Below are 25,633 nucleotides of genomic sequence, written 5' to 3' on the forward strand. Positions count from 1 at the left end.
GCCATGGATGGCCCATCGGCGCGTGCTGTCGGACAAACGGGTGAACCGAGGGAACCCGACGCAGGAGGGCGAACAAGCGGGGGATTAGACCTTTGGTGACTTTGGGTCTTTCCAAAGTCACTCGCCAAGCCGCGCAGCGGCGGCGAAACCCCGTCGAGGACGGAGTCCTCGTGTCCTGCACGGCGCAGCCATGCCAATCAGGCTAGTGACCCCTCACCCTAGCCCTCTCCCACAAGGGGAGAGGGGATGATTACCGCGGACGATTACGCTTCGCTAATCGACCTTACATGGTGACGCCGTGCCAATAGGGCTAGTGACCCCTCACCCTAGCCCTCTCCCGCAAGGGGAGAGGGGACGGTTACCGCGGACGATTACGCTTCGCTAATCGACCCTACTCGACCCCACCCATTGATCCCAAGGCCTCTCCCGCAAGTGGAGAGTGGATGGTTACCGTGGTGCAATGCGCTTCGCTTATTGGCACCCTACTTGTCTCCCGCAAGGGGGAGGGGATGGTTACCGCGGACGATTACGCTTCGCTAATCGACCCTACACGCTTATTGCACCCTACTCGACCTTACAGATTGCCCCAAGCGTCGTATCCGCATGGGGGCATGGGCAAAGCCCCGGAGGCTGACGAGAGCAGCCGTCGAGGGTGCAACCCTCACACCTTGCCGCAGGCGCGGGAGACCGGCTGGTCTCCGCCAAAGACGCTGCCGCCCCTGACTGTCGCCGCCACCTTGCGCCCTTGACCATCCATGAATATTCGGGGCCCAACGGGGGCCGATGGTCATCTTACGGAACCCGCCTCGGCGGGGCCATCCAAATCCATGAAATTAGTGATGCAACCATCAGAATTAAATGGTTTTTCCCCTTTGCTGCAAAGCGGCAACCGGCGGTTGACCCGTGGCCGGGGTGTGATGGAAGATGAGCCCCGAGCCCCGAGCCCCGAGCCCCGAGCCCCGAGCCCCGAGCCCCGAGCTGCGCTGCCCGCCGAGTAGAGACACGGGGAGAGTGGCAGGCCGAGAGCTGAACCGAGTGGCGAGCCAGGTGAGGGGAATGGCAGGGGAGCGCCACGAATAAAGGTGGTCAGCGACAGGGGCCATCACGATACCGAGCTCGCCCGCTTGAGCGCCACCGGCAGGCAGCCGCAGCCAATGGCTTCGCACGACAGGCACCGCTTGCTTCGGCAGTGGGCGCTGATACCCCCTCAGATGGGGCCATCTCGCGTTGGTTGCAAATGGAGCACGTTGCCGAACAATCGAGGGTCGTTCGGCGACAAAGGACGGCAAAAGCGCAGAGATAACGCCGCGATGGGGGCGGGCGGCGGGTGAAGGGGCTATGGTTTCAGGAATAGACATGCAAGCAGGGAGGTGTGCATGGACAGAATATTGCAGGCGTTGTCGCTGCAAGTGACCGGGGCGCGGGATCTGGAGAGCCTGACCCGCCCGCTGCTGGAGATGCTCGAAACGGTCACCGGGCTCGAATCCACCTATCTGACCGAAATCGACCTTGGTCACGACACCCAACATATCCGCTATGCCCGCAACAGCGCCGACCTGCAGATCCCCGAGGGGGCTTCGGTGGCCTGGGGCGATACCCTCTGCCGGCGGGCCCTCGATGAGGGACGTTTCTACACCGAGGATGTGGCGCTCTGCTGGGGGGATTCCCAGGCGGCGCGGGCCCTTGGCATTCGCACCTATCTGAGTTGCCCGGTGCGCACACCCTCCGGCTCCCTCTATGGCACCCTGTGCGCCGCCAGCGCCGAGCACAAGCCGCTGCTGGCGGGCTCGGATCACCTGATCGCCTTCTTCGCCCGGCTCATCGCCGAGCAGGTGGAGCGCGAACAGCTGCTGCAGCAGCTGCAGCAGGCCAACAACGAGCTGTCGCGCCAGGCGCTGAGCGACTCGCTGACCGGGCTACCCAACCGGCGGGCACTGATGCACGAGCTCAACCGCCTCTTTTCGCTGGCGGAGCGGGTCGAACATCCGCTGTTGATAGGCTTTATCGATCTCGATGGCTTCAAGGCCATCAACGACACCCACGGTCACGATGCGGGCGACCTGCTGCTGCAACGGGTGGCGGCGGCGCTCTCCAGCGTGCTGCGCGGCGGCGATCTGCTGGCGCGGGTGGGGGGCGACGAGTTCGTGGCGGTGGGGATGGGGCCGCAGTGCGGCGACGAGACGCGGGAGGCGGCGGTGCAGGGCTTTCAGCGCCGGCTGTTCGAGGCGAGCCTGGTGTCGCTCGAGCTGCCCACCGGAGCGCTCCATTATGCCGGCGCCAGCGTGGGGGTGGTGGCCACCGATCCGGCCCTCAGCACGGTGGACGAGGCGCTGAGGCTGGCCGATGCCTGCATGTACGAGGTCAAGCGCCAGCGCCGCCGGCCGAGCTGACGGGCAGGTGAGACAGGTAAACAAAAGGGGCCCCGCTGGGCCCCTTCTTCATGCCGCCCCTCAGCGGGCGGGGAAGTACTTGCTCTGGATCTGCTGGAATTCGCTGCTGGCCAGCACCTGGGTCAGGCCGCTCTGGAACTCCTTGACCAGCTCGTCGCTCACCGGGTGGCTGAAGGCGAAGCAGAACTGCTCCGAGCTCAACATCCAGAACACCTTGAACTGGGCGGGATCCAGTTGCTGGGAGGCGATCAGATCCAGCATGGTGGTCTTGTTGGTGGAGATGAGATCGACCCGGCCCGAGGTGAGCATCTTGAGCGCCTGGGGCAGGCGGTTGGCCGGCAGGATCTTCTGCTCGTCGAAGCCGTTGTTGAGCAGCAGCTGCTCCCCCACGTCGGCCCGCACCGCCCCTATGTTGTACTGCTGGGCATCTTCCAGCCTGGCTATCTTGACCGGGTTCTTGGCCAGCCCCATCAGCACGATCTCGGCGTAGCCGATGGGGCAGGCCCACTTGAACAGCGGATCCCGCGCCTCGGTGCGGGCGGTGGAGAAGAGTACCACGTTGGGTTTCTGGGTCAGTAGGTAGTAACCCCGCGCCCAGGGCATGATGGTGACGGTCTGCGGCGGGGTGTTGGTCTTCTTCCACACCTGTTGCAGCAGCTCGACGGCGAGCCCGGTGGGGGCGCCCGCCTCGTTGGAGAAGTTGTAGGGTTTGTACTCTTCGCTGAGGTAGTGCAGCTTGCCAAGCTCGGGACTGGCCTGGGCCAGGGTGGCAAACACGAGTGCGGCGAATCCGGTCCATTTTTTCATTTTGGCCATCCTGGTGGGGTGTTGCGTCACTCTCAAGTGTTATCAAAGCCGGCCAAATCGCCAGCCGTGGCACGGCTGACGGCATGTATTGGCGTCGCAGGGCCTGATAGTCCGGCGAGGCGAGCGCCTGGTTGAGGGCGCGCTGAAACTGCTTGATCACCCCGTCATCCACCTGGCGGCTGAAGGCGTAGCAGAGCTCTTCGGCATCCAGTACGAAGGCCACCGTGAACGCTTTGGCATCGAGCTGCAGCTCCTTGATGGCGTCGTAGCCCGCCAGCTTGCCGGTCGCCAGCAGATCGGCGCGGCCCGACACCAGCATCTTCAGCCCCTGGCTCAGCCGGTTGGCGGGGATGATACGGTTCTCGTCCATGCCGCGGTTGAGCAGCAACTGCTCGGAGGCATCGGAGCGCACGGCACTGATGCGGTAGTCGTTGATCTGCTCGACCGTACTCAGGGTAATGGGGCGGCGCTTGTAGGCCAGCAGCACGTACTCGGCGTGGCCGATGGGGCAGGCCCACTTGAACAGGGGATCGCGGGTGTCGGTGCGGGCGGTGGAGAAGAGCACCACGTTGGGTTTCTGGGTGAGCAGGTAGTAACCCCGCGCCCAGGGCAGGATGCGGATGGGCTGGGGGGGCGTCTGGGTGTTTTGCCAGATGCGCTGCAGCAGCTCCACCGCGAGGCCAGCGGGCTGGCCGGTGGCATCGGTGAAGTTGTAGGGGGGATACTCCTCGGTCAGGTACTCCAGCTTGCCGAGCTCGGCCTGCGCCGTGCCAAGGCATGACAACAGCAGCAGACAACCGAAAAAACCTCTCCTCATGGGCAATCCTTGGCGTAGCGCGGGCGATCATCTTGCCCAAGTGTGGGCAAAAAAGCCTGATATTGCCAGCAGTTACCAGCGCGCTCTGGGGTTGCCCAGCGGTTTTAGCTGCTCATCGCGCAGCCCCACCAAGAGCGCCTTGCCGCTCTCTTGCAGGCGAAATTCGCCGTAGCGCGCCGCCTCGAACTGCTCGCCGGTGCCCTCTTCGAAGAAGTAGGCGTCGGGGCCGATGCGCCACTGACCATCGCTTTGGCGCACCTGCAGCCGCCGCTCATCCCGGGCCAGCTGCTCCGGCTTGCCCCCTTCCACCCAGCTGGCGATCTGCCGGTCGTCGAGGCGGATCACCAGGGTATCGGCGGGGGCCTCGTCGTGGCGCCGGTTGCCGAGCTGGCGGGCGAGTTCGTAGTTGAGGCGCATGTAATCCCCCTGCATCAGGGAGCGCGGGTCGACCGGGGCGAGGCGCAGCAGCACCACCTCGCCACTGCTCATGGCGTGCTCGTAGCGCCAGACAGTGACATTGATGGCCGCCAGGATGGTGATACCGGTCAGCAGCAAGGCGAGTCGTCTCATGAGGGGCTCCGCGGGCTCAGCCGTTTGAGCAGCTGGCGGGCGCCGAGCAGCAGGGCGCCCGAGCCCAGCAGCAGCCAGGATTTGGTCATCAGGGTCAGCCCCAGATCGTAGTAATAGAGGGAGCCAAAGCCGACCAGCAGCAGGCCGGCCAGGGTCATCAGGCCGACGCTGCCGGCATAGAAACCGAGCACCAGCACCAGGGCGCCGGCCCCCATGCCGGGAATGAGGGCGCTGAGCAGCACCAGTGGCAGCCCGTACAGCAGCGGCAGTTTCAGCCTGATCATCAGCCCCAGCAGCAGGGCGGCGCAGAGCAGCGGGTTGAGCCAGAGCGGCAGGCGGGAGTGGCCGAGCTCGTCGAGCATGCTGGCGCCGCCCTCCCACAGCGGGTGGTGCAGGCGCCCCAGCACCAGCAGGGAGAGCGCCAGCCCCAGGGTGAGGGATTCATAGAGCTGATGGCGCACCGGATCGCGCTCGGCCTGTAGCCAGCAGAGGGCAACCGCCGTCATCACCAGCGGCAGGGCCAGCAGTTGCAGGCCGAGGCAGGCGAGGCCAAGGGTGAGCAGGATGGCGGCGGCGAAGCTGTGGAACAGCCGGATCAGCCAGTGCTCGAACAGGGCGGCGATGGCCAGCGACAGCAGGGCAAGGCCGAGCCAGAGCGGGGCCGAGTGCAGATCCAGCCGATCGAGCAGGCCGTAGAGCAGCCAGGCGTCGCCGGCCAGCGCCAGCGCCAGCACGAACTGATCCCACAGATCGCTGCGGGTGGCGAAGCGGTTGAGGCAAAAGGCGATGGCCATCAGCACGACCCCCATCAACAGGGCGCTGTCGGCATCCCGGGTGAGCTGGGAGAACGACATGAACAGGAAGAACAGCAGGAACAGGGCGGCAATCCAGCCCACCATGCCGAGCAGAAAGCGGCTCGACCAGTGGGGCTGGTCGTCACGGGGGGCATCCCCTTCCACCAGCCGGGCCCGTTGCAGTCGCTGCCAGGGGGTCAGATCACTCATGGGACCTCCGTTGTTGTTGCAGCCAGCGGCTGGCAGCCACCGACAGGCCGATGGCGATGAGGCAGAGCAGCAGGAAGCCGTCGACGTCCGGCTCCATCCATTTGCCGAGCGCCGTCAGCAGCACCACGATGAGGCTCAGGCAGCCCATGGCGAGCCCGGCGATGAACCTGTGGTGCCAGCGCAGGTAGGCGGCCGCCAGCCAACCGAGCCAGGCCGGCCAGACCCAGGGGGAGGCGGCATCGAACAGCGCCAGCAGGGTCAGCAGGGTGACGCCGAGCCCGGCGGCCAGCCCCGCCAGCCAGGAGGGCATCAGCCGGTAGTGAGCGGGCACCAGCAGCAGTATGCCCCAGAGGGCGGCGTTGAACAGGGTCAGGCTCCAGCCGAGGGCCTCCTCGTCGAAGGCGAAGAAGAAGTTGAACAGGCCGAGCCGCCAGTAGAGCACCAGCGCCAGCTGACCGAGTAGCCAGCTCAGGGTCCACAGCAGCGGGCTCTGGCCGAGCGCCGCCAGTGGCAGCAGCATCAGCGCCCAGGTGGCGAACAGCTGCCAGGGATCGGCGCCGGTCTGGTAGGTCTGGCCCACCAGTGCCAGCAGGGCGCCGATGTTGAGGGCGATGGCGAGCAGCAGCGCCTGGCGCTGGCTGTCGGCGAGGGGCTTGCGCCACAGCAACAGCAGCATGGCGAACAGCGGCAGCTCCAGCAGCGCGAGGCGCGAGAGGCGGCCGAGCTCCTGCCAGTTGAAGGCGACGAAGAACACCAGGCCGGCGCCGAGGCACAGGCTGCCAAGCCAGAGCAGCAGCCGATCGAACAGCCACTGCCAGCGGGCGGGGCCGGGGGGCAGCTCGCACAGGGCGAGGGCGGCGGGCAACTGGGCCCGGTCGAGACGCCCGCGTCTGACCCAGTCGAGCAGCGTCTGTCTTGAGGTGAAGTGCATGGGGTGCTCCATCAGGTTTGCCGCATTATGCCACGGCCACGGCGCCGGTTGGCAGCCCCCGTCTGCGGGCACGCCGGCCTGGCACGCGGGCAGCAAAAAGCCCCGCCAGAGGACGGGGCTTGCGTGCAAAGAGACGACATGGGCGCGGGAGTGGCGTCGGCAAGTGCTCACCCTTGCCTCGCCACCTTCTGATCCGGCCGGGTCAGGCGAACAGCAGGGTGCTCACCCCGAGGCCCACGAACAGGATGGCGCAGGCGATGCGGATCCCCTTGAGGGGCAGGCGGTCGGCCCCCAGCTTGCCAAGCAGCACCACAGGCACGTTGGCCAGCATCATGCCGAGGGTGGTGCCGGTGATGACCTGGGTCAGGGAGTCGTATTTGGCCGCCAGCAGCACGGTGGCGATCTGGGTCTTGTCGCCGATTTCGGCGATGAAGAACAGCACGAAGGTGGCCATGAAGGGGCCGTATTTGTCGAGCGGGCTCTCCTCGTCGTCCATCTTGTCCGGCACCAGGATCCAGGCGGCCATGGCGATGAAGGCACCGGCCACCAGGTAGGTCATCACCTTGGGATCGAGCCAGCGGCTGATGAACTCGCCAAGCCAGGCGGCGCCGGCGTGGTTGAGCAGGGTGGCTGCCAGCATGCCGGCGATGATGGGCCAGGGTTTGCGAAAACGACAGATGAGCAACAGCGCCAGCAGCTGGGTCTTGTCGCCGATTTCGGCGATGGCCACGCTGAGGGTTGAGGTTAACAAGGCTTCCATAAAAATGACCGGGGGACGGAATTGTTATACCTGAGACAAGCCTGCGCCATCCGTCCCCGGTATTGGCACTGGCCCGTCAAAGGTCTTGTCAAATCCGCGGCTGGCGTGGATCACCCTGACCATGGTGAGTTGGCACCAAGTATGTTGATCAGGGTCGCGAACCGGTTTGGAGCCGGCTGGCGAGACTACTCCCCCTCGATGGGAGCGGGCATTCTAGGGAAAAAGCGAAAGTGACGCAAGCCGGGCGGCGTCGGGATCAGCCGCCCACCAGCTTGACGCTGAAACCGGCCTTCTCGAGCTCGGCCTTGATCAGATCCCGTTTGTCCCCCTGGATCTCGATCACCCCCTCTTTCAGGCCGCCGCCGGTGCCGCACTTTTTCTTGAGCAAGGTGGCGATGCTCTTTTGCTGTTCGGCCGGGACGCCGTGGATGGTGATGACCCCGGCGCCCTTGCGTCCCTTGGTTTCGCGGCGGATGCGCACCACCCCGTCGGTGGGGAAGGGGGAGGCGGATTGCGGCTGGCTCTGTTCTTTGATGATGCCGCCGTCCGTGCTGTAAACCAGGCGGCTGTTGTTGTCGTGACTCATGGCAGTTATTTGTGGGTTAGCTAAGCGGAGTTTGATTTTACTCAAATAAGCGTTGAAAACACGGATTATAATGCCCCAAGTAAAAGAGAATTATTATTGTTTAACTTCAGGAGTCAGTCATGGTACTCGCGCAGTTGTCACCGGGACAGAGTGCTCGCATCAAGAACATGAATCAATTGACCCGTCCCCTGCGGCGCAAGCTGATGGTGATGGGCTTGTTGCCCCAGACTGAAGTCATCTATTTGCGCGCGGCCCCGCTCGGGGATCCGCTGCAGATCCAGTGTCAGGGGATCTGCCTCTCCATGCAGAAAAGTCTGGCCCAGCAAATCGAGGTCGAACCGGTATGAACTACTCCCTGGTAACCGTCGGCAACCCCAATAGCGGCAAGACCTCCCTGTTCAACGCCCTGACCGGGGCCCGCCAGCAGGTGGGCAACTGGAGCGGTGTCACCGTCGACAAGAAGATGGGCGAATTCAGTGCCCAGGGCCACGACTACAAACTGATGGACCTGCCCGGCATCTATAGCCTGGCCAACCAGGAGGGGAGCCTGGACGAGCAGATCGCCAGCCGCTTCGTGGAAGGCCAGCAGCCGGATCTGCTGCTCAACGTCATCGACGCCGCCAACCTGGAGCGCTCCCTCTACCTCACGCTGCAACTGCGCGAGCTGGGGTTGCCCATGGTGGTGGTGCTCAACAAGATGGACATCCTGCAAAAGCGGCGCATCACCATCGACGAGAGCAAGCTCGCCAACACCCTCGGCTGCCCGGTGGTGGCCCTCTCGGCCCACAATCGCCAGCAGGTCGCCGCCTTCAAGAACCAGATCCAGCAGTTCATCGGCCAGCCGCAGCCGGCGCTGTTGCTGGACTACGGCACAGATCTTGAAAAAGATCTGGCGGAGCTGGAGACCCTGCTTGCCCCGCACCACCTCACCGCCCGCGGCCGCGCCCTGCGTCTGCTGGAAGAGGATGCGGTGATGCAGGAGACCCTGCTGCCCGGCCAGCAGGCCGCCGCCGCCAACGTGGTGGCCCGCGCTCACCACGGGCAGGATGTGGACCTGCAGCTGGCGGACATCCGCTACGGCCACATCCACCAGTGGGCCGCCCAGGCGTGCCAGCAGAAGGGCAAGCTCACCGCGGCCCAGAGCGAGCGGCTCGATCGGGTGCTGCTCAACCGCTGGTTCGGCATCCCCTTCTTCCTGCTGGTGATGTACCTGATGTTCATGTTCGCCATCAAGGTGGGCAGCGCCTTCATCGACTTCTTCGACATCATGGGCGGCGCCCTGTTTGTCGATGGCGTCCACCACCTGCTGGGACTGGTCCATGCGCCGGACTGGCTGGGGGCCATCCTGGCGGACGGCTTCGGGGTGGGCTTGCAGACCGTCGCCACCTTTATCCCGGTGATCGGCTGCCTCTACCTGTTCCTGGCGGTGCTGGAGAGCTCCGGCTACCTGGCCCGCGCGGCCTTTGTGGTGGATGCCCTGATGCGCCGCCTCGGCCTGCCAGGCAAGGCGTTCGTGCCCATGCTGATGGGCTTTGGCTGCACCGTGCCCTCGGTGATGGCGACCCGCACCCTCAACTCCGAGCGTGAGCGGCTGATGACCTCGGCCATGGCCCCCTTCATGTCGTGCGGTGCCCGTCTGCCGGTCTACGCCCTGTTCGCGGTGGCCTTCTTCCCCGAGTCGGGCCAGAACCTGGTGTTCGGTCTCTACCTCATCGGCATCCTGGTGGCGGTGCTCACCGGCCTGTTGCTGCGCAGCACCCTGCTGCCGGGCAAGAGCGACTCCATGCTGATGGAGATGCCGGACTACGAGTGGCCGCGCCCGGTCAACGTCGGCATCAAGACCTGGCAGAAGCTCAAGTCCTTCGTCTTTGGCGCCGGTAAAACCATCGTGCTGGTGGTCGCCGTGCTGAGCGTGCTCAACTCGCTCGGCACCGATGGCAGCTTCGGCCACCAAGACCAAGAAAGCTCGGTGCTGAGCAAAATCAGCCAGGCGGTGACCCCGGTGCTGCACCCCATCGGCGTGCGCGACGACAACTGGCAGGCCACGGTCGGCATCGTCACCGGCATCTTCGCCAAAGAGGCGGTGGTCGGCACCCTCAACAGTCTCTACGCCGGCAGCGGCGACGGGGAGGAGGAGGCGAGCGAGTTCTCCCTGGCGACCAGCTTCCAGGAGGCGATCGCCGCAGTGGCCACCAATCTGGCCGACATCGACCCGACCGACCCCATGGGGCTGGCGGTGGGCAACCTGGATGACCAGCAGGCCGCCGCCGAGGCGCAGGAGGTGGACGTCTCCACCTACGGCAACATGCAGAGTCACTTCGACGGGGCGGCCGGTGCCTTCGCCTACCTGTTGTTCGTGCTGCTCTACATGCCCTGCGCCGCCGCCATGGGCGCCCTGGTGCGGGAGACTGGCCGCCAGTGGGCCCTGCTGACCGCCGCCTGGTGCAACTACATGGCCTTCATGTGTGCCACCGTCTTCTATCAGCTGGCCACCTTCGCCGCCCACCCCGAGCAGAGCCTGTTCTGGGTGGCGAGCTACGGTCTCTCCCTGCTGCTGCTCTGGTGGCTGGGCCGTCGCCACGGCGACATCGTCGCTCGCAAGGTGGTGGCCCTATGATCCTGCGTGAGCTGGGGGAGTACCTCGCCGCGCAGCAGAAGGCGAGCCGGCGCGAGCTGGCCCGCCACTTCCACACCTCGGAAGATGCGGTGGAGGCCATGCTCGGCGTCTGGATGCGCAAGGGGCGGGTCGCCAAGCGGGAGACCCAGGTGTGCGGCGGCTCCTGCTGTGGCAAGAGTCAGGAGGTGATGTTCGAGTGGTGCGAGCCGGGCCAGATTGGTCTGGTACAAAAGGGTTGAGCCCTGGGCTCTGCCGGGGTTCGACATCCCACTCTCGGAGATAAAAAAGACCCGCCGCTGGCGGGTCTTTTTATTGGCGTGTGTTCGCCCTGTTCGCTGGGTTGGCGTAGGAAGGAGGGCAGATCAGCGCCCCGGCCAGCGCTGGCCCACCTCGGCGTGGCGATACCAGTCCATCAGCGCCTGCTGGCCTTGGATGTCATCCACCGCCGGTGACCAGGGGGCGAAGTCCTCTTCCCGAAAGGGGGCGTAGGGGCCGTGCTTGACCTCGAAGATGACGGCGCCGGGATCCAGAGAGAGCACCGCATGCCAGCTGGCGACCGGGGTCTCCAGCACCGAGGTCTCTTCCCCCAGTACGGCGCGGGCAATGACGGTGCCCTCGTCATCGAAGTTGAGCACCACGAAGCGGCCCTGCAGCGAGGTGAGCAGCTCCCAGGTCTGCAGGTGGCGATGGGGGCGGATATAGGTACCCGGCTCCATGGCGATGGCCAGGCGCTGGATGGGGTCGGCCAGCTCCTGATGCAGATTGTGGTTCATGCGCAGGCGCGGGGAGTGGGCGGCCTCGTCGGCGAGGCTGGCAAGGCGGGCAACATCCAGTTTTTTCATATGCGATTCCATGGTGAGACGAAGGCAAGGGCCGAGGGCAGAGTAGCACGCACCAGGGGCGGCCGGACAAGGCGCGAGCGGTAAGCAAATGTAAAAAGGGAGCCGACAGGGCTCCCGCTTGCCGGCGCGGCGGCATCACAGCCTGGCCAGCATCTCCTGGGTGACCAGCACTATCCCCTGTTCTGAGCGGTAGAAGCGGCGGGCATCCTCGCTGGCGTTTTCCCCCACCACCAGCCCTTCCGGCAGCTTGCAGCCCTTGTCGATCACCACCCGGCGCAGCCGGCAGCCCGGGCCTATCTCGACTCCGGGGAAGATCACCGCCTGATCCAGAGTGCAGAAGGAGTCGACCCGCACATTGGTAAACAGCACCGAACTCACGATGAAGGAGCCGCTGACGATGGTGCCACCGGCAAACATGGAGTTGATGGTCATGCCGTGCTGGCCGTTTCTGTCCTGCACGAACTTGGCGGGCGGGGTCATGTTCTGGCTGGTCCAGATGGGCCAGTCCTGATCGTAGATGTCGAGCTCGGGGGTGACGGAGGCGAGATCCATGTTGGCTTCCCAGAACGAATCCACCGTGCCCACGTCGCGCCAGTAGGGGCGCTTTTGCGGGCAGCAGCCGACGCAGGACATGCCGAACGGGTGGGCGTAGGCGGTGCCCTCTTGCACCACCCGCGGGATCACGTCCATGCCGAAATCGTGGTGGGAGGCCGGGTTGGCGAGATCCTCTTCCAGCAGCTGGTAGAGGTAGTCCGCCTCGAAGATGTAGATCCCCATGGAGGCCAGCGCGGTGTCGGGCTTGCCCGGCATGGCGGGTGGGTTGGCGGGTTTTTCGACGAAGGCGTTGATCTTGCGATCCCCGTCCACCGCCATCACCCCGAAGGCGCTCGCCTCCTGGCGCGGTACCTCGATGCAGGCCACCGTCACCCTGGCCCCCATGTTGACGTGATCGAGCAGCATGGCGGCGTAATCCATCTTGTAGATGTGATCCCCCGCCAGCACCACCACATATTTGGGGCCGTGATCGCGAATGATGTCCAGGTTCTGGTAGACCGCATCGGCGGTGCCGCGATACCAGGTGACCTCGTCCACCCGTTGCTGGGCGGGCAGCAGGTCGATGAACTCGTTCATCTGATAACGCAAAAAGGACCAGCCGGACTGCAGGTGGCGCAGCAGGCTGTGGGATTTGTACTGGGTCACCACTCCGACCCGGCGAATGCCGGAGTTGATGCAGTTGGAGAGTACGAAGTCGATGATGCGGAACTTGCCGCCGAAGTGTACTGCCGGTTTCGCCCTGTTGTCCGTCAACTGTTTGAGGCGACTGCCCCGCCCTCCTGCGAGAACCAAGGCCATGGTCTCGTTCAGCAACTGTCTTGACTGTGCTGTATTGGCAGGTTGTAACGACATTTAATACCCCTTTATTGATAGAACCCTTTGATAGTGCCTCCTTTGAAGCCGGTATGAAAGAGCTTTCACTCACACTTCTCGTATGGTTTTTCGGTCAAGTGATGGTTTTATCATTTCTGGTGACAGATTTTGTCGCAGATGGGCCGTTCGTTCACCAGATGTCGCTGTCTGCTACGGGCGAGCGAGGAGGGGGGAGGCAGCCGGGATATGAAAACACCCGCCGGGGCGGGTGTTTGCAGGCACAAGGGGGGAGGTGGGTCAGAACAGATCGTCCTTCTCGTCCTTGGTGGGCTCCAGGCTCCAGCCGGTGGCATCGCTGCTGCTGGCGATCTGGCCCTTCTCCTTCCATAGCTTGATCTTGAGGCGCAGGTTGTTGGCCGAATCGGCGTTCTTCACTGCCTCTTCTTCCTCGATCACCCCTTCGACCACCAGATCGAACAGGGCACTGTCGAAGGTGACCATGCCGAGGGCCTTGGACTTCTCCATCACCTCCTTGAGGCCGCCAAACTCGCCGCGTTTGACCATGTCGCGGATGGTGTGGGTGCCCAGCATGATCTCCACCGCAGCCCGGCGGCCGCCATCAGTGGTTTTCACCAGCCGCTGGGAGACAAACGCCTTGAGGTTGTTGCCAAGATCGTTGAGCAGCTGGGGCCGGCGCTCTTCCGGGAAGAAGTTGATGATGCGGTCCAGCGCCTGGTTGGCGTTGTTGGCGTGCAGGGTGGAGATGGCGAGGTGGCCGGTTTCCGAGAAGGCCAGCGCGTGCTCCATGGTTTCGCGATCGCGAATTTCGCCGATAAGGATCACGTCCGGCGCCTGGCGCAGGGTGTTTTTCAGGGCGGCGTGGAAGCTGCGGGTGTCCACCCCCACCTCCCGCTGGTTGATGATGCTCTTGCGGTGGCGGTGCACGAACTCCACCGGATCCTCGATGGTGATGATGTGGCCGCCGCTGTTGCGATTGCGATGGTCGATAAGGGCCGCGAGCGAGGTGGATTTGCCCGAACCGGTACCGCCGACGAACAGCACCAGCCCCCGTTTCTCCATGATGGTGTCGAGCAGCACTGTGGGCAGTTTCAAATCCTCGAAGCGGGGGATCTCGGTCTTGATGTTGCGCGCCACCAGAGAGACTTCGTTGCGCTGCTTGAAGATGTTGATCCGAAAGCGCCCTATCTGGGGCAGGGAGATGGCGAGGTTCATCTCCAGCTCCTTCTCAAACTGCTGCTTCTGCTCGCCGTCCATGATGGCGTCGGCTATGCTGGCCACCTCGCCGGGCTCGAGCGGCGTCTCGCTCAAGGGGCGCAGGCCGCCGTTGAACTTGGCACAGGGGGGCGCGCCGGTCGACAGATAGAGGTCTGAGCCGTCCTGCTTGGCCAGGATCTGTAGCATGTCTCGCAATTCCATGGTTTTTGCCTCGTCTATCAAGGAGATGCCTTGCTGGGGATGTTATTGAGTGTACAGCGTCAGGCGCCGGTGAGTTTCTCGCGAAAGACAAAAAAGACCGCGCCCAGGATGCAGAGGCCCGCCCACAGGTAATCCCATTTCAGATCCTCTTTCAGATAGAAGATGGAGAAGGGGACGAACACGGTGAGGGTGATCACCTCCTGCAGGATCTTGAGCTGGCCGACGGAGAGCACGGTGTGGCCGATGCGGTTGGCGGGTACCTGCAGCAGGTATTCGAACAGCGCTATTCCCCAGCTCACCAGGGCGGCGATGATCCAGGGTTTGTGATTCATACTCTTGAGGTGGGCGTACCAGGCGAAGGTCATGAAGACATTGCTGCACAGCAGCAGGCCGATGCTGGTAAAGATAGGGTTCATTAGGTTCTCCTTAAAAATCAATCGCATTTTATCGCCGAACCATGGGTTCTCATAAGTGGGGCGGCAGGGTATTTTTAATCCATCAAGGATGAAGAGACAGAGGGTTGTACGAGATGGGCAAGACAAGCTGGGGTGTGCTTGGTCTGCTGTTTGCCTGCCAGGTGCACGGTGCGCCGACCCTGACGGTAGCCACCGATGTCTGGCCACCGTTTCGAATTGAAATGCCGGACGGTCGGCTGGGCGGACTGGACATGGATATCTTGCAGCTGTTGCAGCGGCGCAGCGGCATCCGCTTCGAAGTGAAGCAGGTGCCCTGGGGGCGGGCGCTCAAACAGATGCAGACCGGCCAGGTGGACCTGATGATCGGGCTGGCCATGACGGCGGAGCGGGCGACTTTCATCGACTATCTGCAGCCGGCCTATTACCAGTGCCGGCCCGCCTTCTATGGCAAGGGAACTGAGGTCTCGACTCTGCGCAGCTATGCCGATCTGCTGGGGCACAGGGTGGGTTACGTGCTCAATTCGGCCTATTTCGAACCGTTCGATTCCGACAGCCGGCTCGACAAGCACGGGGTGCCCACCGAGGAGCAACTGCTGCGCATGGTGCAGCGCGGCCATCTGCCGTTGATGATCGGCACCGACTGCCAGGTGGACTATGCCTTGAGTCGGGGCAAGGAGGCGGGGCTGCGCAAGGCGGCCTACCAGCCATCCCAGCCCGTGGTGCTCTATCTGGGCATGAGCAAGCGCTCTCCCCATCAGGTGCTGCAGCAACCGCTGGCACTGGCCCTGCAGGAGCTGGTGGCAAGCGGTGACATCGCCACCCTCGCCAAGCCTTACCAGCCTTGACCTTGGGTGGTAACACGCTGTTATCATGACTTTTTCATGCTGATGCCCGGTGGCTGATGCCGCCCGGGCACGGGTCACTCTCACCTTCGGGGAGCCTCTGTGTATCTCTCTTTGCTCGCCCGCCAGCAGCGCTGGCAGTTGCGCTGGTTGCTCGGCCTGCTGTTGCTGACCCTGGCGCTGTTCCTCTTCTCCCTGATCTGGGGCGAATTCCTGCTGTTGCCCTGGCACCCCTTGGGGGAGCTCGAGCAGCGCATTCTGCTGGAGCTGCGCCTGCCGCGCGCCCTGCTGGCCCTGCTGGCGGGGGCTGCGCTCGCCTGCGGTGGCGCCGTGCTGCAGGTGATGCTGCACAACCCGGTGGCCGAACCCGGCCTGCTCGGCGTCTCGAGCGGGGCGGGATTGGCCGCCATGGTGGCGATGGCGGTGGCCAGGGCCCTCGGCGTCTATCTGCCGGGTTGGGGACTGTCGCTGGCGGCCTTTGGCGGCGCCCTGCTGGTGACCATGCTGCTGATACGGCTGGCGCGCCGGGCCCGGCTCGGTCACGCCAGGCTGCTGCTGTTCGGGGTCGCCATCGGCATCCTCAGCAACGCCGCCATGACCTGGCTGATGTACTTTGCCGATGACGGCTCCTTGCGTGAATTCATGTTCTGGATGATGGGGAGCCTCGCCTATGGCAGCCAGCAATTCGCCTGGTGGTGGCTGCTGTTCCCGCTGGCTCTCGGCTGGCTCGGCTGGCAGGGCAAGGCGCTGCAGCAACTGCTGCTGGGAGAGACCCAGGCCCGCCTGATGGGGCTCGATGTGGACAAGATGCGGGTACGGCTGGTGCTGGCGGTCTGCCTGCTCACCGGCATGGCGGTGGCGCTGTGCGGCGTCATCGGCTTCGTTGGGCTGGTGGTGCCCCATCTGCTGCGCCTGTGTGGCGGCAGCGATCAGCGCTTCCTGCTGCCCGCCTCGGCGCTGGGGGGCGGCGCCTTGCTGCTGGCGGCCGATCTCATAGCCCGCTCCGCCCTGCGAGCGGGGGAGCTGCCCATCGGGGTCATCACCGCCTCGGTCGGCGCTCCGCTCTTCATCTATCTGTTGTTGAGGCAAGATGCCCATGCCAGCACCTGATCACCTCGGGGGTCAGCCTCCCTTGCTGACGGCCCGCGCCCTTGCCGTCGCCAACCGGCTCGCCCCCCTTGACCTTGCCTGGCAGGGGGGCCAGCTGGTGGCCTTGCTCGGCCCCAACGGCAGCGGCAAGTCGACCCTGCTCGGCGCCCTGGCCGGCCTCTTGTCGGGGCAAGGGGAGGTGCGCATCGGCGGCGAGTCGCTGGCGGACTTGAGCTGGCCGGAACTGGCGCGGCGGCGCGCCATGCTGCCTCAGCGCCAGCCCCAGCTGTTCCATATCCCGGTGTTTCAGGTGCTGAGTCTGGGGCTCGATGAGGCTCAACCTGCTAGCAGACAGAATGAGGCTATTCAGGCGCTGTGTCAGGCGCTGGAGCTGGAAGGCTTGCTGGCGCGGGATTTCAGCCGGTTGTCTGGTGGGGAGCAGCAGCGGGTGCTGATCGCCCGCACCCTGCTGCAGGTGTGGCCGAGCCTCAACCCGGGCGAACGGATACTGCTGCTGGATGAGCCGCTGGCCGGGCTCGATCTGCACCATCAACTGGCGCTGCTGCGGCTGCTCAAGCAGCTGGCCGGGCAGGGGCTGCTGGTGGTGCTCGCCATCCACGACATCAACCTGGCCATCGACTGGGCCGATCGCCTGCTCTGTCTGCAACAGGGGCGGGTGGTACGGGAGGGGGGCGTCGAGCTGGTGGACGAGGCGCTGCTGGCACAGGTATTCCAGATCAAGACCGATCGTATCGAGGCGGGCGGCCGGGTCTGGTTTATGCCGAGCCTGTGAGAGACAAGCAAGGCCCTGGCGTCAGCCGAGGGCCTTCTTGAAGAAGACGACCCGCTCCGTTTCGGCAAAGCCGAGTCGCTGGTGCAACTGCTGGGAGGCGAGGTTGTCGATGGCGGCATCGGAGGCCAGCTCGCGACAACCCAGCTCACGGCCCCACTGGGCCACCTGGGCAATCAAGGCCTGGGCCAACCCGCGCCGGCGTGAAGTCGGCTGCACATAGACCCCTTCCAGATAGACCACCGGGCTGCTCTCGCAGCCGTTCACGTAATCGTGGCGCAGGGCCGCATCGGCAAAGGCTACCGCCTGGTTCTGCGCATCCAGCACCAGAAAGGCGTTGAGATGGGCTGCGGCCAGCAGCTCGGCCCCGTCCTGCAGATGGGCCGCTATTTCGTGGTGCGGCCACAACTGCTGGCGCAGGGTTGCCCACTGCGCCAGCAGCGTCTTGTCGAGGGGCACTATCCGCCAGTCGGCGTTCGTCATCCGCACTCAGCCCTGCTGCTTGGCAAGGCGCACCTGGGCGGCCTCGGCCAGCATGGCCAGCAGGGTTTCGGTGTCGCTCCAGGAGAGACAGGCATCGGTGATGCTCTGGCCGAAGGTGACGGCGCAGCCGTTCTCCACATCCTGCCGCCCTTCCACCAGGAAGCTCTCGGCCATGATGCCGGCGATGCCGGTGCGGCCGCGGCGCAGTTGATCGCAGATGTCCTGCGCCACCAGCAGCTGGCGACGGTGATCCTTCATGCTGTTGCCGTGGCTGAAATCCACCACCAGCCGCTCCGGCAGGCCCACATCGGCCAGCGCTTCGCACGCTTCATCGATGCTGGCGGTGTCGTAGTTGGGGCGGTGGCCGCCGCGCAGGATCACGTGGCCATAGGGGTTGCCGGCGGTACGGTAGATGGTCATCTTGCCGTCCTTGTCCGGGGAATAGAAGATGTGGCTGTGACGGGCGGCGCGCACCGCATCGATGGCGATGCGGGTGTTGCCGTCGGTGCCGTTCTTGAAGCCGACCGGGCAGGAGAGGGCGGAGGCCATCTCGCGGTGCACCTGAGATTCGGTGGTGCGCGCGCCGATGGCGCCCCAGGTGATGAGGTCGCTGATGTACTGGCCGGTCACCATGTCGAGGAACTCGGTGGCGGTGGGCATGCCGAGGGCGTTGATGTCCACCAGCAGCTTGCGGGCCAGTTTCAGCCCTTCGTTGACGTCGAAGCTGCCATCGAGGCGCGGATCATTGATGAGGCCTTTCCAGCCGACGATGGTGCGCGGCTTCTCGAAATAGGTGCGCATCACGATGCACAGGCTCTCTTTATACTGCTGGCGCAGGGCATTGAGGCGCAGGGCGTACTCGTGGGCGGCGGCCGGATCGTGAATGGAGCAGGGACCGACGATGACCAGCAGGCGCTGATCCTCACCGGCCAGGATCGCTTCCACTTCGCGGCGGGCATCCAGCAGGTTCTGGGCTACGGTGTCGCTTAACGGGAAGGCGTGCGCCAGCTCGCTGGGAGTGATCAGGGACTCCAGGCGACGGGTGCGCAATTCATCGGTGTGAATGGACATACGACTCGATTCTCGAAATGGGTGGCGTGGGCAGTAGCGTTGACTGAGTGCCAGAAAAGGCAAAGGGATAAAATAAAGCAAAAAACCCCTGATGGAAACCTCGAGGGGCTCTGATAGGATGTGAGCCCCAAAACGATTCCAAATGAGGTAGACAGCGTGGCAAAGCCAGGGGCAACCGGGGTCACCCGCATCATCAATGCAACCGGTTACAGCATGAAGGGGCTCAAGTCAGCCTGGATCAACGAGGCCGCTTTCCGGCAGGAGCTGATGCTGATCCTGCTGCTGATGCCGCTGGCGTTCTGGATCGGCGATACCCTCGATCAAATCCTGCTGCTCATCTGCATCAGCTGGCTGGTGGTGATCGTCGAGGTGCTCAACTCCGCGGTCGAGGCGGTGGTGGATCGCATCGGCTCCGAACATCACGAGCTCTCCGGTCGCGCCAAGGATCTGGGCTCCGCTGCCGTCTTCATCGCGCTGGCCCTCAACGCCCTGGTGTGGGGCGCCCTGGTGGGCCGCAACCTGCTGGGTTGGTGGTAAGCCGGGCCTCATTTTCTGTCGCGTTTTTTCCCGCTCTCTTTGCAAGAGGGAGGATGAGGGAGGTTTCATCTCCCCCTCATCCCCAACCCTGCTCCCGCGAGGGGAGAAGGGTGCAAAGGAGCCGCGACGCGGATGTGCGCTTAGCATCGCAGCATAAAAAAGCCCGTCGTTGCGACGGGCTTTTTGCTGGACGGCTGTGAGGCTGATCAGTGCAGGATACGGGCACGGATGGTGCCGCCGATCTCCTTGAGCTTGGCCAGCGCCTTCTCGCTGTGTTCGGTCTCCACGTCGATCACCACGTAGCCGATATGGCTGCTGGTCTGCAGGTATTGGCCGGCGATGTTGATCCCCTCGTCGGCGAAGATCTGGTTGATCTGGTTCATCACGCCGGGCTGGTTGCGGTGAATGTGCAGCAGGCGGCTGGAGCCCTTGTGACCCGGCAGGGAGACTTCAGGGAAGTTGACGGCGGAGAGGGTGGAGCCGTTGTCGGAATATTTGACCAGCTTGTTGGCCACTTCCAGGCCGATGTTCTCCTGGGCCTCCTGGGTGGAGCCGCCGATGTGCGGGGTCAGGATCACGTTGTCCAGGCCGCGCAGCGGGGTGAGGAACTCCTCGTCGTTGGACTTGGGCTCGACCGGGAAGACGTCGATGGCGGCGCCGGCGAGGTGGCCGCTCTTGATGACGTCAGCCAGGGCGTCGATGTCCACCACTGTACCGCGGGAGGCGTTGATGAAGATGGCGCCCGGTTTCATCATGCGCAACTGCTCGGCACCAATCAGATCCTTGGTGGAGGCGGTCTCAGGCACGTGCAGGCTGATGACGTCGGACATGTTGAGCAGCTCGACCATGCTCGGCACCTGGATGGCGTTGCCCAAGGAGAGCTTGTTCTCGATGTCGTAGTAGTAGACCTTCATGCCGATGCTCTCGGCGATGATGCCAAGCTGGGTGCCGATGTGGCCGTAGCCGATGATGCCGAGCTTCTTGCCGCGGGCTTCCACCGAACGGTTGGCCAGCTTTTCCCACACACCGCGATGGCACTTGGCGTTCTTCTCCGGGATGCCGCGCAGCAGCAGCAGGATCTCCCCCAGCACCAGTTCGGCCACCGAGCGGGTGTTGGAGAAGGGGGCGTTGAACACCGGGATGCCGCGCAGGTGGGCGGCATCCAGGGATACCTGGTTGGTGCCGATGCAGAAGCAGCCGATGGCCACCAGCTTGTTGGCGGCATCCAGTACCTTCTCGGTGATCTGGGTGCGCGAGCGCAGCCCTACGAAATGCACGTCACGAATACGCTCGATCAGCTCTTCTTCGGAGAGAGAGGTCTTCAGATACTCCACACTGGTGTAACCTGCGGCACGAAAGGTTTCCACTGTGTTGGGGTGAACCCCCTCCAGCAGCAGCACCTTGATTTTATCCTTGTCCAGTGAAAACTTGGCGGTCATGACGATCCCTCTATGTTTGCAAAAGTGAGTGCAGATATGGTGTGTGAAGAAAACCGTAAAGTAGCAAAAACGTTGGGGAGAGGGAATATTTGTGACGAAAGTCAAATTCTTTGAAGTTTTCAACGATAGTTGTAAACGAGGGTTTGCAACTCATTGAGCAACAAATAAAAACGGCGCCATGGGGCGCCGTCTTTCATTGCGAATGGATCATGGGTGACCTGATCCTGTCCATCGAAGGTCAGCTGATGATCACGCCGTCCGGGGTGCCAATCACCACCACGTCAGCCCGCGGTGGGCGAACAGGCCGTTGGTGACGGTGCCTACCATGATGCCGTTGAGCTGCGTTTTGGCAGACAACCTTATTGGGTGATGACCCCGTCGGGAGTACCAATCACCACCACGTCTGCCCCGCGGTGGGCAAACAGACCGTTGGTGACGGTGCCAACGATAGCGTTGAGCTGCACTTCCAGCCCCTTGGCATCGGTGATGGCCATGCCTTTCACATCCAGGATGTGGTTGCCGTTGTCGGTGACCACCCCTTCACGCCAGACCGGGTTGCCGCCGAGCTTCTTGATCTCGCGGGCCACGTATTCGCGGGCCATGGGGATCACTTCCACCGGCAGCGGGAAGGTGCCGAGCACGTCGACCGTCTTGGTGTTGTCGATGATGCAGATGAACTTGTCGGCCACGGCGGCGACGATCTTCTCGCGGGTCAGGGCCGCGCCGCCGCCCTTGATCATGTCGCGGGTGCCGTTGATCTCGTCGGCACCGTCCACGTAGACGGAGAGGGCGTCGATCTCATTGAGGTCATACACAGGGATGCCGAAGCCCTTGAGGCGTTCGGTGGAGGCCACGGAGCTGGATACCGCCCCCTTGATCTCGTCCTTCATGGTCGCCAGTGCATCGATGAAGTGGTTGACGGTAGAGCCGGTGCCTACCCCGACGATGGTGCCGGGAACCACATACTTGAGCGCAGCCCAACCGGCCGCCTTCTTCATTTCATCTTGAGTCATGATCGATCCTTTGGAAAAAAGCGGCCGCATTATATCCAAGCCGCCATCCCAGAGCGACCACCCAGCTCACGTTCCGGGCCAAAAACCTGCAAGATGTAAATCGTTTGCCTGTTTGTTGTGCCATGTCATTGCACCATGGCTGTGTCAGCAAGAGCGGATCAGTGCGGCAAGGCCGCTTCCGGCCTCAGTCGGGAAAGTGCCAGCAGCGGCTGGGGGTGATGATCTGGGGCAGTGGCACGTCCCACTCCTCCTGCGGCACCGCGTCCACCTGCTGGCAGTCGTGGGCAATCCCCAGCGGTTTGGGGCCGAGCCTGTGCTCGTGCCAGCAGGCGAGGGTGCGATCGTAGTAGCCGCCGCCCATGCCGAGCCGGTTGCCTGCCGCATCGAACGCCACCAGGGGGGTACAAATCAGATCGAGGGTGCTGTGGGGCACCACCTGCTGCATGTCGAGCTCCGGCTCGGCGATGCCGTAACGGTTGCGGGTCATGGGGCTGGTGGCGGTGTAGCGCAAGAAGAGCAGGTGGCCCGGGGTGAAGGGGTGCAACACCGGCAGGTAGACCTCTTTTTGCTGGGCCCACAGCCAGTGGATGGCGGGCAGGGGGTTGAGCTCGCCGTCGTTGGCCAGATAGAGGGCGATGCGTTTGGCCGCCAGGATCTCGGGATGCTGCTTGAACTGGGCAACCAGCTGCTGGGCCGCCTGCTGCTGTTCGGCCTGGGTCAGGCTCTTTCTGCGCTGGCGGATGAGCTGGCGCAGGGATTGTCTTTCAGGCTGGGTATCCGGCATGGGGGCTCCTCTGATGAACGGGCGACGGGGCGATACGTGGATCGCACTGGCAGGCGATCACCTTAACAAGGCTGCGCCGGGTTGAACAGCGCGGCTCGGCCGCCGGGTGGGGCCCGGCGGCCGCACTATCAGGCGTGGGCGGCTTTGCGCATCTGGTGCTTGACGAACACCGCCACCAGGGCGGCCAGCGCCAGCGCCATGGGGTAGAAGCTCATGCTCACCACCGCCAGCGGCGAGAGGGCGAAGATGGAGCCCAGCAGCAGCGCCTGGGCGCCCCAGGGGATCAGCCCCTGCACCACGCAGGAGAAGATGTCGAGCATGGAGGCGGCGCGGCGCGGGGTGACCCCGTGGTGATCCGCCAGATCCTTGGCCACCTTGCTGGCGACTATGATGGCCACCGTGTTGTTGGCGGTGCAGAGGTTGGTGAGGCCCACCACCCCGGCGATGCCGAGCTCGGCCGCCTTCTCGTTCTGCTCGCCGTCGTGCTGACGGGTGAAGCGGGCGATGAGGGCGCTGATGCGGGTGCTGATCCAGGCCAGCCCTCCCTGGCGTTCCATCAAGGCGCCGAGGCCGCCGATCAGCATGGAGAGCAGGAAGATCTCCTGCATGCCGGTGAAGCCCTGATAGATGTCCTTGCTGAACTGGCCGAGGGGGTAATCCCCCAGCAGACCGACCCCGCCAGCGGCCACAATGCCGAGCCCCAGCACCATGAAGACGTTCATGCCAGAGAGGGCCAGCACCAGGATCAGCAGGTAGGGCATCACCTTGAGCAGCTCGATATGGGCCTCGGTGGCGGGGGCATCCCCGACCGACCCCAGGGTCAGATAGAGCAGGATCACGCCGATGGCGGCCGGGGCGGCAATCTTGAAGTTCTCGCGAAACTTGTCCTTCATCTCGCAGCCCTGGCTGCGGGTGGCCGCAATGGTGGTGTCGGAGATGATGGAGAGGTTGTCGCCAAACATGGCGCCGGAGAGGATGGTGCCCGCCATCAGCACAGGATCGATGCCGGCGGCCTGGGCCACGCCCAGCGCCACCGGTGCCACGGCGCCTATGGTGCCCATGGAGGTGCCCATGGCGGTGGCGATGAAGGCGGAGATGAGGAACAGCCCAGGCAGCAGGAACCAGCCGGGGATGAGGGAGAGACCAAGGGCGACCGTGGCATCCACCCCGCCGGTGGCCTTGGCCACGGTGGCGAAGGCGCCTGCCAGCAGATAGATGAGGCACATCGCCATGATGTTGCTGTCACCGACCCCCTTGAAGAAGGTCTCGAGGTTCTTGTTGAACCCCTCCTTGCCCAGCACCAGCGCCAGCATGACGGCGGGGAGGGCGGCGACGGGGGCGGGCAGCTGATAGAAGGCGAACTCGACCCCCTGCAGGGTCAGCCAGGTGCCGGTACCGATAAAGAGAGCAAGAAAGACCAGCAGAGGCAGCAGGGCTCTGGCGCTGGGTTGAGTCTGGATCATGTGTTCCTCGATGGTTGTACATGACCTCCCTGTCTCAGCCAGCCCGCAGTGGGGTGAGCGTGGCGGGCATCCTGCCGCTATGGGGTGCCTACAGTAGTGAGTCGCGCCCGCCCGGTCAAGATAGACGTCCAGATGGATGCTGCTTTTTGTCTGGTGATTTTGTTGAATTGATTAAATCCGTCAAATATTCGGATTTCAGTAAATATGTTGTTGATTTTTCGGGTGACCAACGATGGCCACGGCGGGCTTTTCAAAGCGGACGCAGGCTGGTAAAACGGTCTCTTTCCTTAATAGAGATGAGAGGGTGGAGATGGACAATCCGATCCGTGTGGCCGTGATGGGCTGTAATGGTCGTATGGGCAAGGTGTTGCTGGAGGCGATCAGCCATGCCGAGGGCGTGGTGGTCGGGGCGGCGCTGGAGCGACCGGGCTCCGCCGTGATCGGGCTGGATGCCGGCGAACTCAACGGGCTGGGTCGGCTCGGCGTCATCATCAGCGACAGCCTGGACAAGGTGCGGGACGAGTTTGATCTCATCATCGATTTCACCCGCCCCGAGGTGACCCTGGCCAACCTGGCCTTCGCCCGGGCCCACCACAAGCAGATGGTGATCGGCACCACCGGCTTTGACGACGCGGGCAAGGCGGCACTCAAGGCCGCCGCTGGCGAGATCGGCATCGTCTTCGCCTCCAACTACTCGGTCGGCGTCAACCTGGTGTTCAAGCTGCTGGAGCAGGCCGCCAAGGTGATGGGGGATTACACCGACATCGAGATCATCGAGGGGCACCACAGACACAAGGTGGATGCACCGTCCGGCACTGCGCTCTCCATGGGCGAGGTGGTGGCCAAGACGCTCGGACGTGACTTGAAAGAGTGCGCCGTCTACGGCCGCGAGGGGATCACCGGCGAGCGGGATCGCAACACCATCGGCTTTGCCACCATTCGCGCCGGCGATCTGGTGGGGGAGCACACCGTCATGTTCGCCGACATCGGCGAGCGGGTGGAGATCAGCCACAAGGCCTCCAGCCGCCTCACCTTCGCCAACGGTGCGGTGCGCGCCGGCAAGTGGCTCAAGGGGCAGGGCGCCGGCCTCTATGACATGCAGGACGTGCTCGGCCTCAAGTAATCACATCAGCTGACACCAGGGGCCCCGTGGTGTGCACGAAGGGCTGCCCGGCCCGTCGTCTGCTCAAGACCCCGCTCATGCGGGGTTTTTTATTGGTGATTTTGTATAAATGCCGCTTACATGGTGATTTTTGCACGAAACGAGATAAATCTCCCCTCTCTGCTGTTTTACCGGATCCTGCATTGCATGAATGTCATCGACTGGTAACGAAAATGGGCCTCAATAGCCCCTACCAGGGCATTTTTTTACATCCATCAAAACAGACTAAAAATTCAAACGCAGAAAAACGTTTTCCATTTTTCAAGGCCACTCATCCTCCCTGAAAAAGCTGATTGCAGGCTTTGAGATTTTTTACATGAAACTTCATTGCATTGTTTTTTAAGGATTAAAAATTGGTTTTTGTATCAATGATGGTCTCTTGGTCTGGATTGGCAGCAACTTTTGCCTTTTCTTT

25 protein-coding genes and 1 pseudogene are annotated in these 25,633 nt (G+C 63.6%); 9 read left to right on the top strand and 17 right to left on the bottom strand.

From position 1 onward, the window contains the following. Positions 1 to 1,376 precede the first annotated feature (1,376 nt). Entirely contained in the window at positions 1,377 to 2,390 is a 1,014-nt protein-coding gene (locus AB5Y95_RS09480; protein ID WP_368160737.1) for a diguanylate cyclase, read from the top strand. 60 nt (positions 2,391 to 2,450) lie between these two features. Here AB5Y95_RS09480 and AB5Y95_RS09485 read toward each other — a convergent pair whose 3' ends face one another. The 7 genes and pseudogenes from AB5Y95_RS09485 to AB5Y95_RS09515 all read right to left on the bottom strand — a co-directional run bounded on the left by AB5Y95_RS09485 (position 2,451) and on the right by AB5Y95_RS09515 (position 7,865). Next, positions 2,451 to 3,197, bottom strand: coding sequence for an ABC transporter substrate-binding protein (locus tag AB5Y95_RS09485; protein ID WP_005302657.1), 747 nt, complete (start codon positions 3,195 to 3,197; stop codon positions 2,451 to 2,453). Positions 3,198 to 3,276: 79 nt separating this feature from the next. Then, positions 3,277 to 4,014: pseudogene (locus AB5Y95_RS09490) on the bottom strand (transporter substrate-binding domain-containing protein); the annotation flags it as partial. A gap of 72 nt (positions 4,015 to 4,086) precedes the next feature. After that, on the bottom strand, positions 4,087 to 4,584 hold the full coding sequence (locus AB5Y95_RS09495) for a GDYXXLXY domain-containing protein (protein ID WP_368160739.1): 498 nt from the start codon (positions 4,582 to 4,584) through the stop codon (positions 4,087 to 4,089). After that, positions 4,581 to 5,588: a DUF4401 domain-containing protein gene (locus AB5Y95_RS09500; protein WP_329270405.1), complete on the bottom strand. Its 1,008-nt coding sequence runs from the start codon at positions 5,586 to 5,588 to the stop codon at positions 4,581 to 4,583. The genes AB5Y95_RS09495 and AB5Y95_RS09500 overlap by 4 nt, the downstream gene beginning before the upstream one ends. Further along, positions 5,581 to 6,519, bottom strand: coding sequence for a DUF2157 domain-containing protein (locus AB5Y95_RS09505; RefSeq protein WP_368160741.1), 939 nt, complete (start codon positions 6,517 to 6,519; stop codon positions 5,581 to 5,583). Before AB5Y95_RS09505 ends, AB5Y95_RS09500 begins: the two co-directional genes overlap by 8 nt. A gap of 202 nt (positions 6,520 to 6,721) precedes the next feature. Beyond that, a complete protein-coding gene (locus tag AB5Y95_RS09510) occupies positions 6,722 to 7,279 on the bottom strand; it encodes a TMEM165/GDT1 family protein (protein ID WP_010633534.1) in 558 nt (185 codons plus the stop codon). 256 nt (positions 7,280 to 7,535) lie between these two features. Beyond that, positions 7,536 to 7,865 carry a translation initiation factor gene (locus tag AB5Y95_RS09515; RefSeq protein WP_005302642.1) on the bottom strand — a complete coding sequence of 110 codons (330 nt, stop codon included), beginning with the start codon at positions 7,863 to 7,865 and terminating at the stop codon, positions 7,536 to 7,538. A 119-nt stretch (positions 7,866 to 7,984) separates the two neighbouring features. Between AB5Y95_RS09515 and AB5Y95_RS09520 the strand changes: the two genes are divergently transcribed. Genes AB5Y95_RS09520 through AB5Y95_RS09530 form a run of 3 tightly spaced genes read left to right on the top strand, consistent with a single transcriptional unit; the run spans position 7,985 to position 10,721 of the window. Then, a complete protein-coding gene (locus tag AB5Y95_RS09520; protein ID WP_005302641.1) occupies positions 7,985 to 8,212 on the top strand; it encodes a FeoA family protein in 228 nt (75 codons plus the stop codon). After that, complete coding sequence (feoB, locus tag AB5Y95_RS09525) at positions 8,209 to 10,482, top strand: Fe(2+) transporter permease subunit FeoB (protein WP_368160743.1); 2,274 nt, start codon at positions 8,209 to 8,211, stop codon at positions 10,480 to 10,482. Before AB5Y95_RS09520 ends, feoB begins: the two co-directional genes overlap by 4 nt. Further along, the gene (locus AB5Y95_RS09530; RefSeq protein ID WP_005302637.1) at positions 10,479 to 10,721 is read left to right on the top strand and encodes a FeoC-like transcriptional regulator; all 243 of its coding nucleotides are present in this window, start codon (positions 10,479 to 10,481) and stop codon (positions 10,719 to 10,721) included. The genes feoB and AB5Y95_RS09530 overlap by 4 nt, the downstream gene beginning before the upstream one ends. Before the next feature lie 123 nt (positions 10,722 to 10,844). Here the strand turns inward: AB5Y95_RS09530 and AB5Y95_RS09535 are convergent, their stop codons facing one another. The 4 genes from AB5Y95_RS09535 to AB5Y95_RS09550 form a co-directional block, all read right to left on the bottom strand. Beyond that, positions 10,845 to 11,324 carry a WbuC family cupin fold metalloprotein gene (locus AB5Y95_RS09535; protein ID WP_162519029.1) on the bottom strand — a complete coding sequence of 160 codons (480 nt, stop codon included), beginning with the start codon at positions 11,322 to 11,324 and terminating at the stop codon, positions 10,845 to 10,847. A 135-nt stretch (positions 11,325 to 11,459) separates the two neighbouring features. Continuing rightward, positions 11,460 to 12,731 (bottom strand): glucose-1-phosphate adenylyltransferase, encoded by a 1,272-nt coding sequence (glgC, locus tag AB5Y95_RS09540; protein ID WP_252600990.1) that lies wholly within the window; start codon positions 12,729 to 12,731, stop codon positions 11,460 to 11,462. A gap of 258 nt (positions 12,732 to 12,989) precedes the next feature. Next, on the bottom strand, positions 12,990 to 14,129 hold the full coding sequence (gene tapW / locus AB5Y95_RS09545) for a type IVa pilus ATPase TapW (RefSeq protein ID WP_026141098.1): 1,140 nt from the start codon (positions 14,127 to 14,129) through the stop codon (positions 12,990 to 12,992). A 59-nt stretch (positions 14,130 to 14,188) separates the two neighbouring features. Next, positions 14,189 to 14,545 carry a DMT family protein gene (locus AB5Y95_RS09550; protein ID WP_005302630.1) on the bottom strand — a complete coding sequence of 119 codons (357 nt, stop codon included), beginning with the start codon at positions 14,543 to 14,545 and terminating at the stop codon, positions 14,189 to 14,191. 113 nt (positions 14,546 to 14,658) lie between these two features. Here AB5Y95_RS09550 and AB5Y95_RS09555 point away from each other — a divergent pair, with 113 nt between their 5' ends. The 3 genes from AB5Y95_RS09555 (at position 14,659) to AB5Y95_RS09565 (ending at position 17,269) form a co-directional block, all read left to right on the top strand. Then, complete coding sequence (locus AB5Y95_RS09555) at positions 14,659 to 15,390, top strand: substrate-binding periplasmic protein (RefSeq protein ID WP_368160746.1); 732 nt, start codon at positions 14,659 to 14,661, stop codon at positions 15,388 to 15,390. A 99-nt stretch (positions 15,391 to 15,489) separates the two neighbouring features. Then, a complete protein-coding gene (gene btuC, locus AB5Y95_RS09560) occupies positions 15,490 to 16,497 on the top strand; it encodes a vitamin B12 ABC transporter permease BtuC (protein ID WP_368160748.1) in 1,008 nt (335 codons plus the stop codon). Next, complete coding sequence (locus tag AB5Y95_RS09565; protein ID WP_368160750.1) at positions 16,484 to 17,269, top strand: ATP-binding cassette domain-containing protein; 786 nt, start codon at positions 16,484 to 16,486, stop codon at positions 17,267 to 17,269. Before btuC ends, AB5Y95_RS09565 begins: the two co-directional genes overlap by 14 nt. Positions 17,270 to 17,290: 21 nt before the next feature. Here the strand turns inward: AB5Y95_RS09565 and aac(6') are convergent, their stop codons facing one another. Next, the gene (aac(6'), locus tag AB5Y95_RS09570; protein WP_208201289.1) at positions 17,291 to 17,749 is read right to left on the bottom strand and encodes an aminoglycoside 6'-N-acetyltransferase; all 459 of its coding nucleotides are present in this window, start codon (positions 17,747 to 17,749) and stop codon (positions 17,291 to 17,293) included. Positions 17,750 to 17,755: 6 nt separating this feature from the next. Further along, positions 17,756 to 18,820: a 3-deoxy-7-phosphoheptulonate synthase gene (locus AB5Y95_RS09575; protein WP_368160752.1), complete on the bottom strand. Its 1,065-nt coding sequence runs from the start codon at positions 18,818 to 18,820 to the stop codon at positions 17,756 to 17,758. A gap of 156 nt (positions 18,821 to 18,976) precedes the next feature. Between AB5Y95_RS09575 and AB5Y95_RS09580 the strand changes: the two genes are divergently transcribed. After that, positions 18,977 to 19,357, top strand: coding sequence for a diacylglycerol kinase (locus AB5Y95_RS09580; RefSeq protein WP_005302618.1), 381 nt, complete (start codon positions 18,977 to 18,979; stop codon positions 19,355 to 19,357). A gap of 206 nt (positions 19,358 to 19,563) precedes the next feature. Here the strand turns inward: AB5Y95_RS09580 and serA are convergent, their stop codons facing one another. The 4 genes from serA to AB5Y95_RS09600 all read right to left on the bottom strand — a co-directional run bounded on the left by serA (position 19,564) and on the right by AB5Y95_RS09600 (position 24,056). Beyond that, positions 19,564 to 20,796, bottom strand: coding sequence for a phosphoglycerate dehydrogenase (gene serA, locus AB5Y95_RS09585; RefSeq protein ID WP_005302616.1), 1,233 nt, complete (start codon positions 20,794 to 20,796; stop codon positions 19,564 to 19,566). Positions 20,797 to 21,155: 359 nt separating this feature from the next. Further along, positions 21,156 to 21,809: a ribose-5-phosphate isomerase RpiA gene (rpiA, locus tag AB5Y95_RS09590; protein WP_017766696.1), complete on the bottom strand. Its 654-nt coding sequence runs from the start codon at positions 21,807 to 21,809 to the stop codon at positions 21,156 to 21,158. A 184-nt stretch (positions 21,810 to 21,993) separates the two neighbouring features. Beyond that, a complete protein-coding gene (locus AB5Y95_RS09595) occupies positions 21,994 to 22,593 on the bottom strand; it encodes a 5-formyltetrahydrofolate cyclo-ligase (protein ID WP_005302612.1) in 600 nt (199 codons plus the stop codon). A gap of 128 nt (positions 22,594 to 22,721) precedes the next feature. Then, positions 22,722 to 24,056: a Na+/H+ antiporter NhaC family protein gene (locus AB5Y95_RS09600; protein WP_005302609.1), complete on the bottom strand. Its 1,335-nt coding sequence runs from the start codon at positions 24,054 to 24,056 to the stop codon at positions 22,722 to 22,724. A gap of 310 nt (positions 24,057 to 24,366) precedes the next feature. Between AB5Y95_RS09600 and dapB the strand changes: the two genes are divergently transcribed. After that, positions 24,367 to 25,179: a 4-hydroxy-tetrahydrodipicolinate reductase gene (gene dapB, locus AB5Y95_RS09605; RefSeq protein ID WP_011706537.1), complete on the top strand. Its 813-nt coding sequence runs from the start codon at positions 24,367 to 24,369 to the stop codon at positions 25,177 to 25,179. Positions 25,180 to 25,633 lie beyond the last annotated feature (454 nt).

The sequence above is a fragment of the Aeromonas sp. R5-3 genome, assembly GCF_040908225.1.
Classification (GTDB): domain Bacteria; phylum Pseudomonadota; class Gammaproteobacteria; order Enterobacterales; family Aeromonadaceae; genus Aeromonas; species Aeromonas dhakensis.

Excerpts from the sequence above, each read along its gene's own strand:
- serA (WP_005302616.1), bottom strand. The coding sequence starts at position 20,796 with ATGACCGCCAAGTTTTCACTGGACAAGGATAAAATCAAGGTGCTGCTG.
- AB5Y95_RS09520 (WP_005302641.1), top strand. The coding sequence starts at position 7,985 with ATGGTACTCGCGCAGTTGTCACCGGGACAGAGTGCTCGCATCAAGAAC.
- AB5Y95_RS09555 (WP_368160746.1), top strand. The coding sequence starts at position 14,659 with ATGGGCAAGACAAGCTGGGGTGTGCTTGGTCTGCTGTTTGCCTGCCAG.
- AB5Y95_RS09550 (WP_005302630.1), bottom strand. The coding sequence starts at position 14,545 with ATGAACCCTATCTTTACCAGCATCGGCCTGCTGCTGTGCAGCAATGTC.
- AB5Y95_RS09515 (WP_005302642.1), bottom strand. The coding sequence starts at position 7,865 with ATGAGTCACGACAACAACAGCCGCCTGGTTTACAGCACGGACGGCGGC.
- AB5Y95_RS09565 (WP_368160750.1), top strand. The coding sequence starts at position 16,484 with ATGCCAGCACCTGATCACCTCGGGGGTCAGCCTCCCTTGCTGACGGCC.
- glgC (WP_252600990.1), bottom strand. The coding sequence starts at position 12,731 with ATGTCGTTACAACCTGCCAATACAGCACAGTCAAGACAGTTGCTGAAC.
- AB5Y95_RS09480 (WP_368160737.1), top strand. The coding sequence starts at position 1,377 with ATGGACAGAATATTGCAGGCGTTGTCGCTGCAAGTGACCGGGGCGCGG.
- rpiA (WP_017766696.1), bottom strand. The coding sequence starts at position 21,809 with ATGACTCAAGATGAAATGAAGAAGGCGGCCGGTTGGGCTGCGCTCAAG.
- AB5Y95_RS09505 (WP_368160741.1), bottom strand. The coding sequence starts at position 6,519 with ATGCACTTCACCTCAAGACAGACGCTGCTCGACTGGGTCAGACGCGGG.
- AB5Y95_RS09535 (WP_162519029.1), bottom strand. The coding sequence starts at position 11,324 with ATGAAAAAACTGGATGTTGCCCGCCTTGCCAGCCTCGCCGACGAGGCC.
- AB5Y95_RS09575 (WP_368160752.1), bottom strand. The coding sequence starts at position 18,820 with ATGTCCATTCACACCGATGAATTGCGCACCCGTCGCCTGGAGTCCCTG.
- AB5Y95_RS09495 (WP_368160739.1), bottom strand. The coding sequence starts at position 4,584 with ATGAGACGACTCGCCTTGCTGCTGACCGGTATCACCATCCTGGCGGCC.
- feoB (WP_368160743.1), top strand. The coding sequence starts at position 8,209 with ATGAACTACTCCCTGGTAACCGTCGGCAACCCCAATAGCGGCAAGACC.
- AB5Y95_RS09500 (WP_329270405.1), bottom strand. The coding sequence starts at position 5,588 with ATGAGTGATCTGACCCCCTGGCAGCGACTGCAACGGGCCCGGCTGGTG.
- AB5Y95_RS09510 (WP_010633534.1), bottom strand. The coding sequence starts at position 7,279 with ATGGAAGCCTTGTTAACCTCAACCCTCAGCGTGGCCATCGCCGAAATC.
- AB5Y95_RS09600 (WP_005302609.1), bottom strand. The coding sequence starts at position 24,056 with ATGATCCAGACTCAACCCAGCGCCAGAGCCCTGCTGCCTCTGCTGGTC.
- tapW (WP_026141098.1), bottom strand. The coding sequence starts at position 14,129 with ATGGAATTGCGAGACATGCTACAGATCCTGGCCAAGCAGGACGGCTCA.
- dapB (WP_011706537.1), top strand. The coding sequence starts at position 24,367 with ATGGACAATCCGATCCGTGTGGCCGTGATGGGCTGTAATGGTCGTATG.
- AB5Y95_RS09530 (WP_005302637.1), top strand. The coding sequence starts at position 10,479 with ATGATCCTGCGTGAGCTGGGGGAGTACCTCGCCGCGCAGCAGAAGGCG.
- AB5Y95_RS09595 (WP_005302612.1), bottom strand. The coding sequence starts at position 22,593 with ATGCCGGATACCCAGCCTGAAAGACAATCCCTGCGCCAGCTCATCCGC.
- AB5Y95_RS09485 (WP_005302657.1), bottom strand. The coding sequence starts at position 3,197 with ATGAAAAAATGGACCGGATTCGCCGCACTCGTGTTTGCCACCCTGGCC.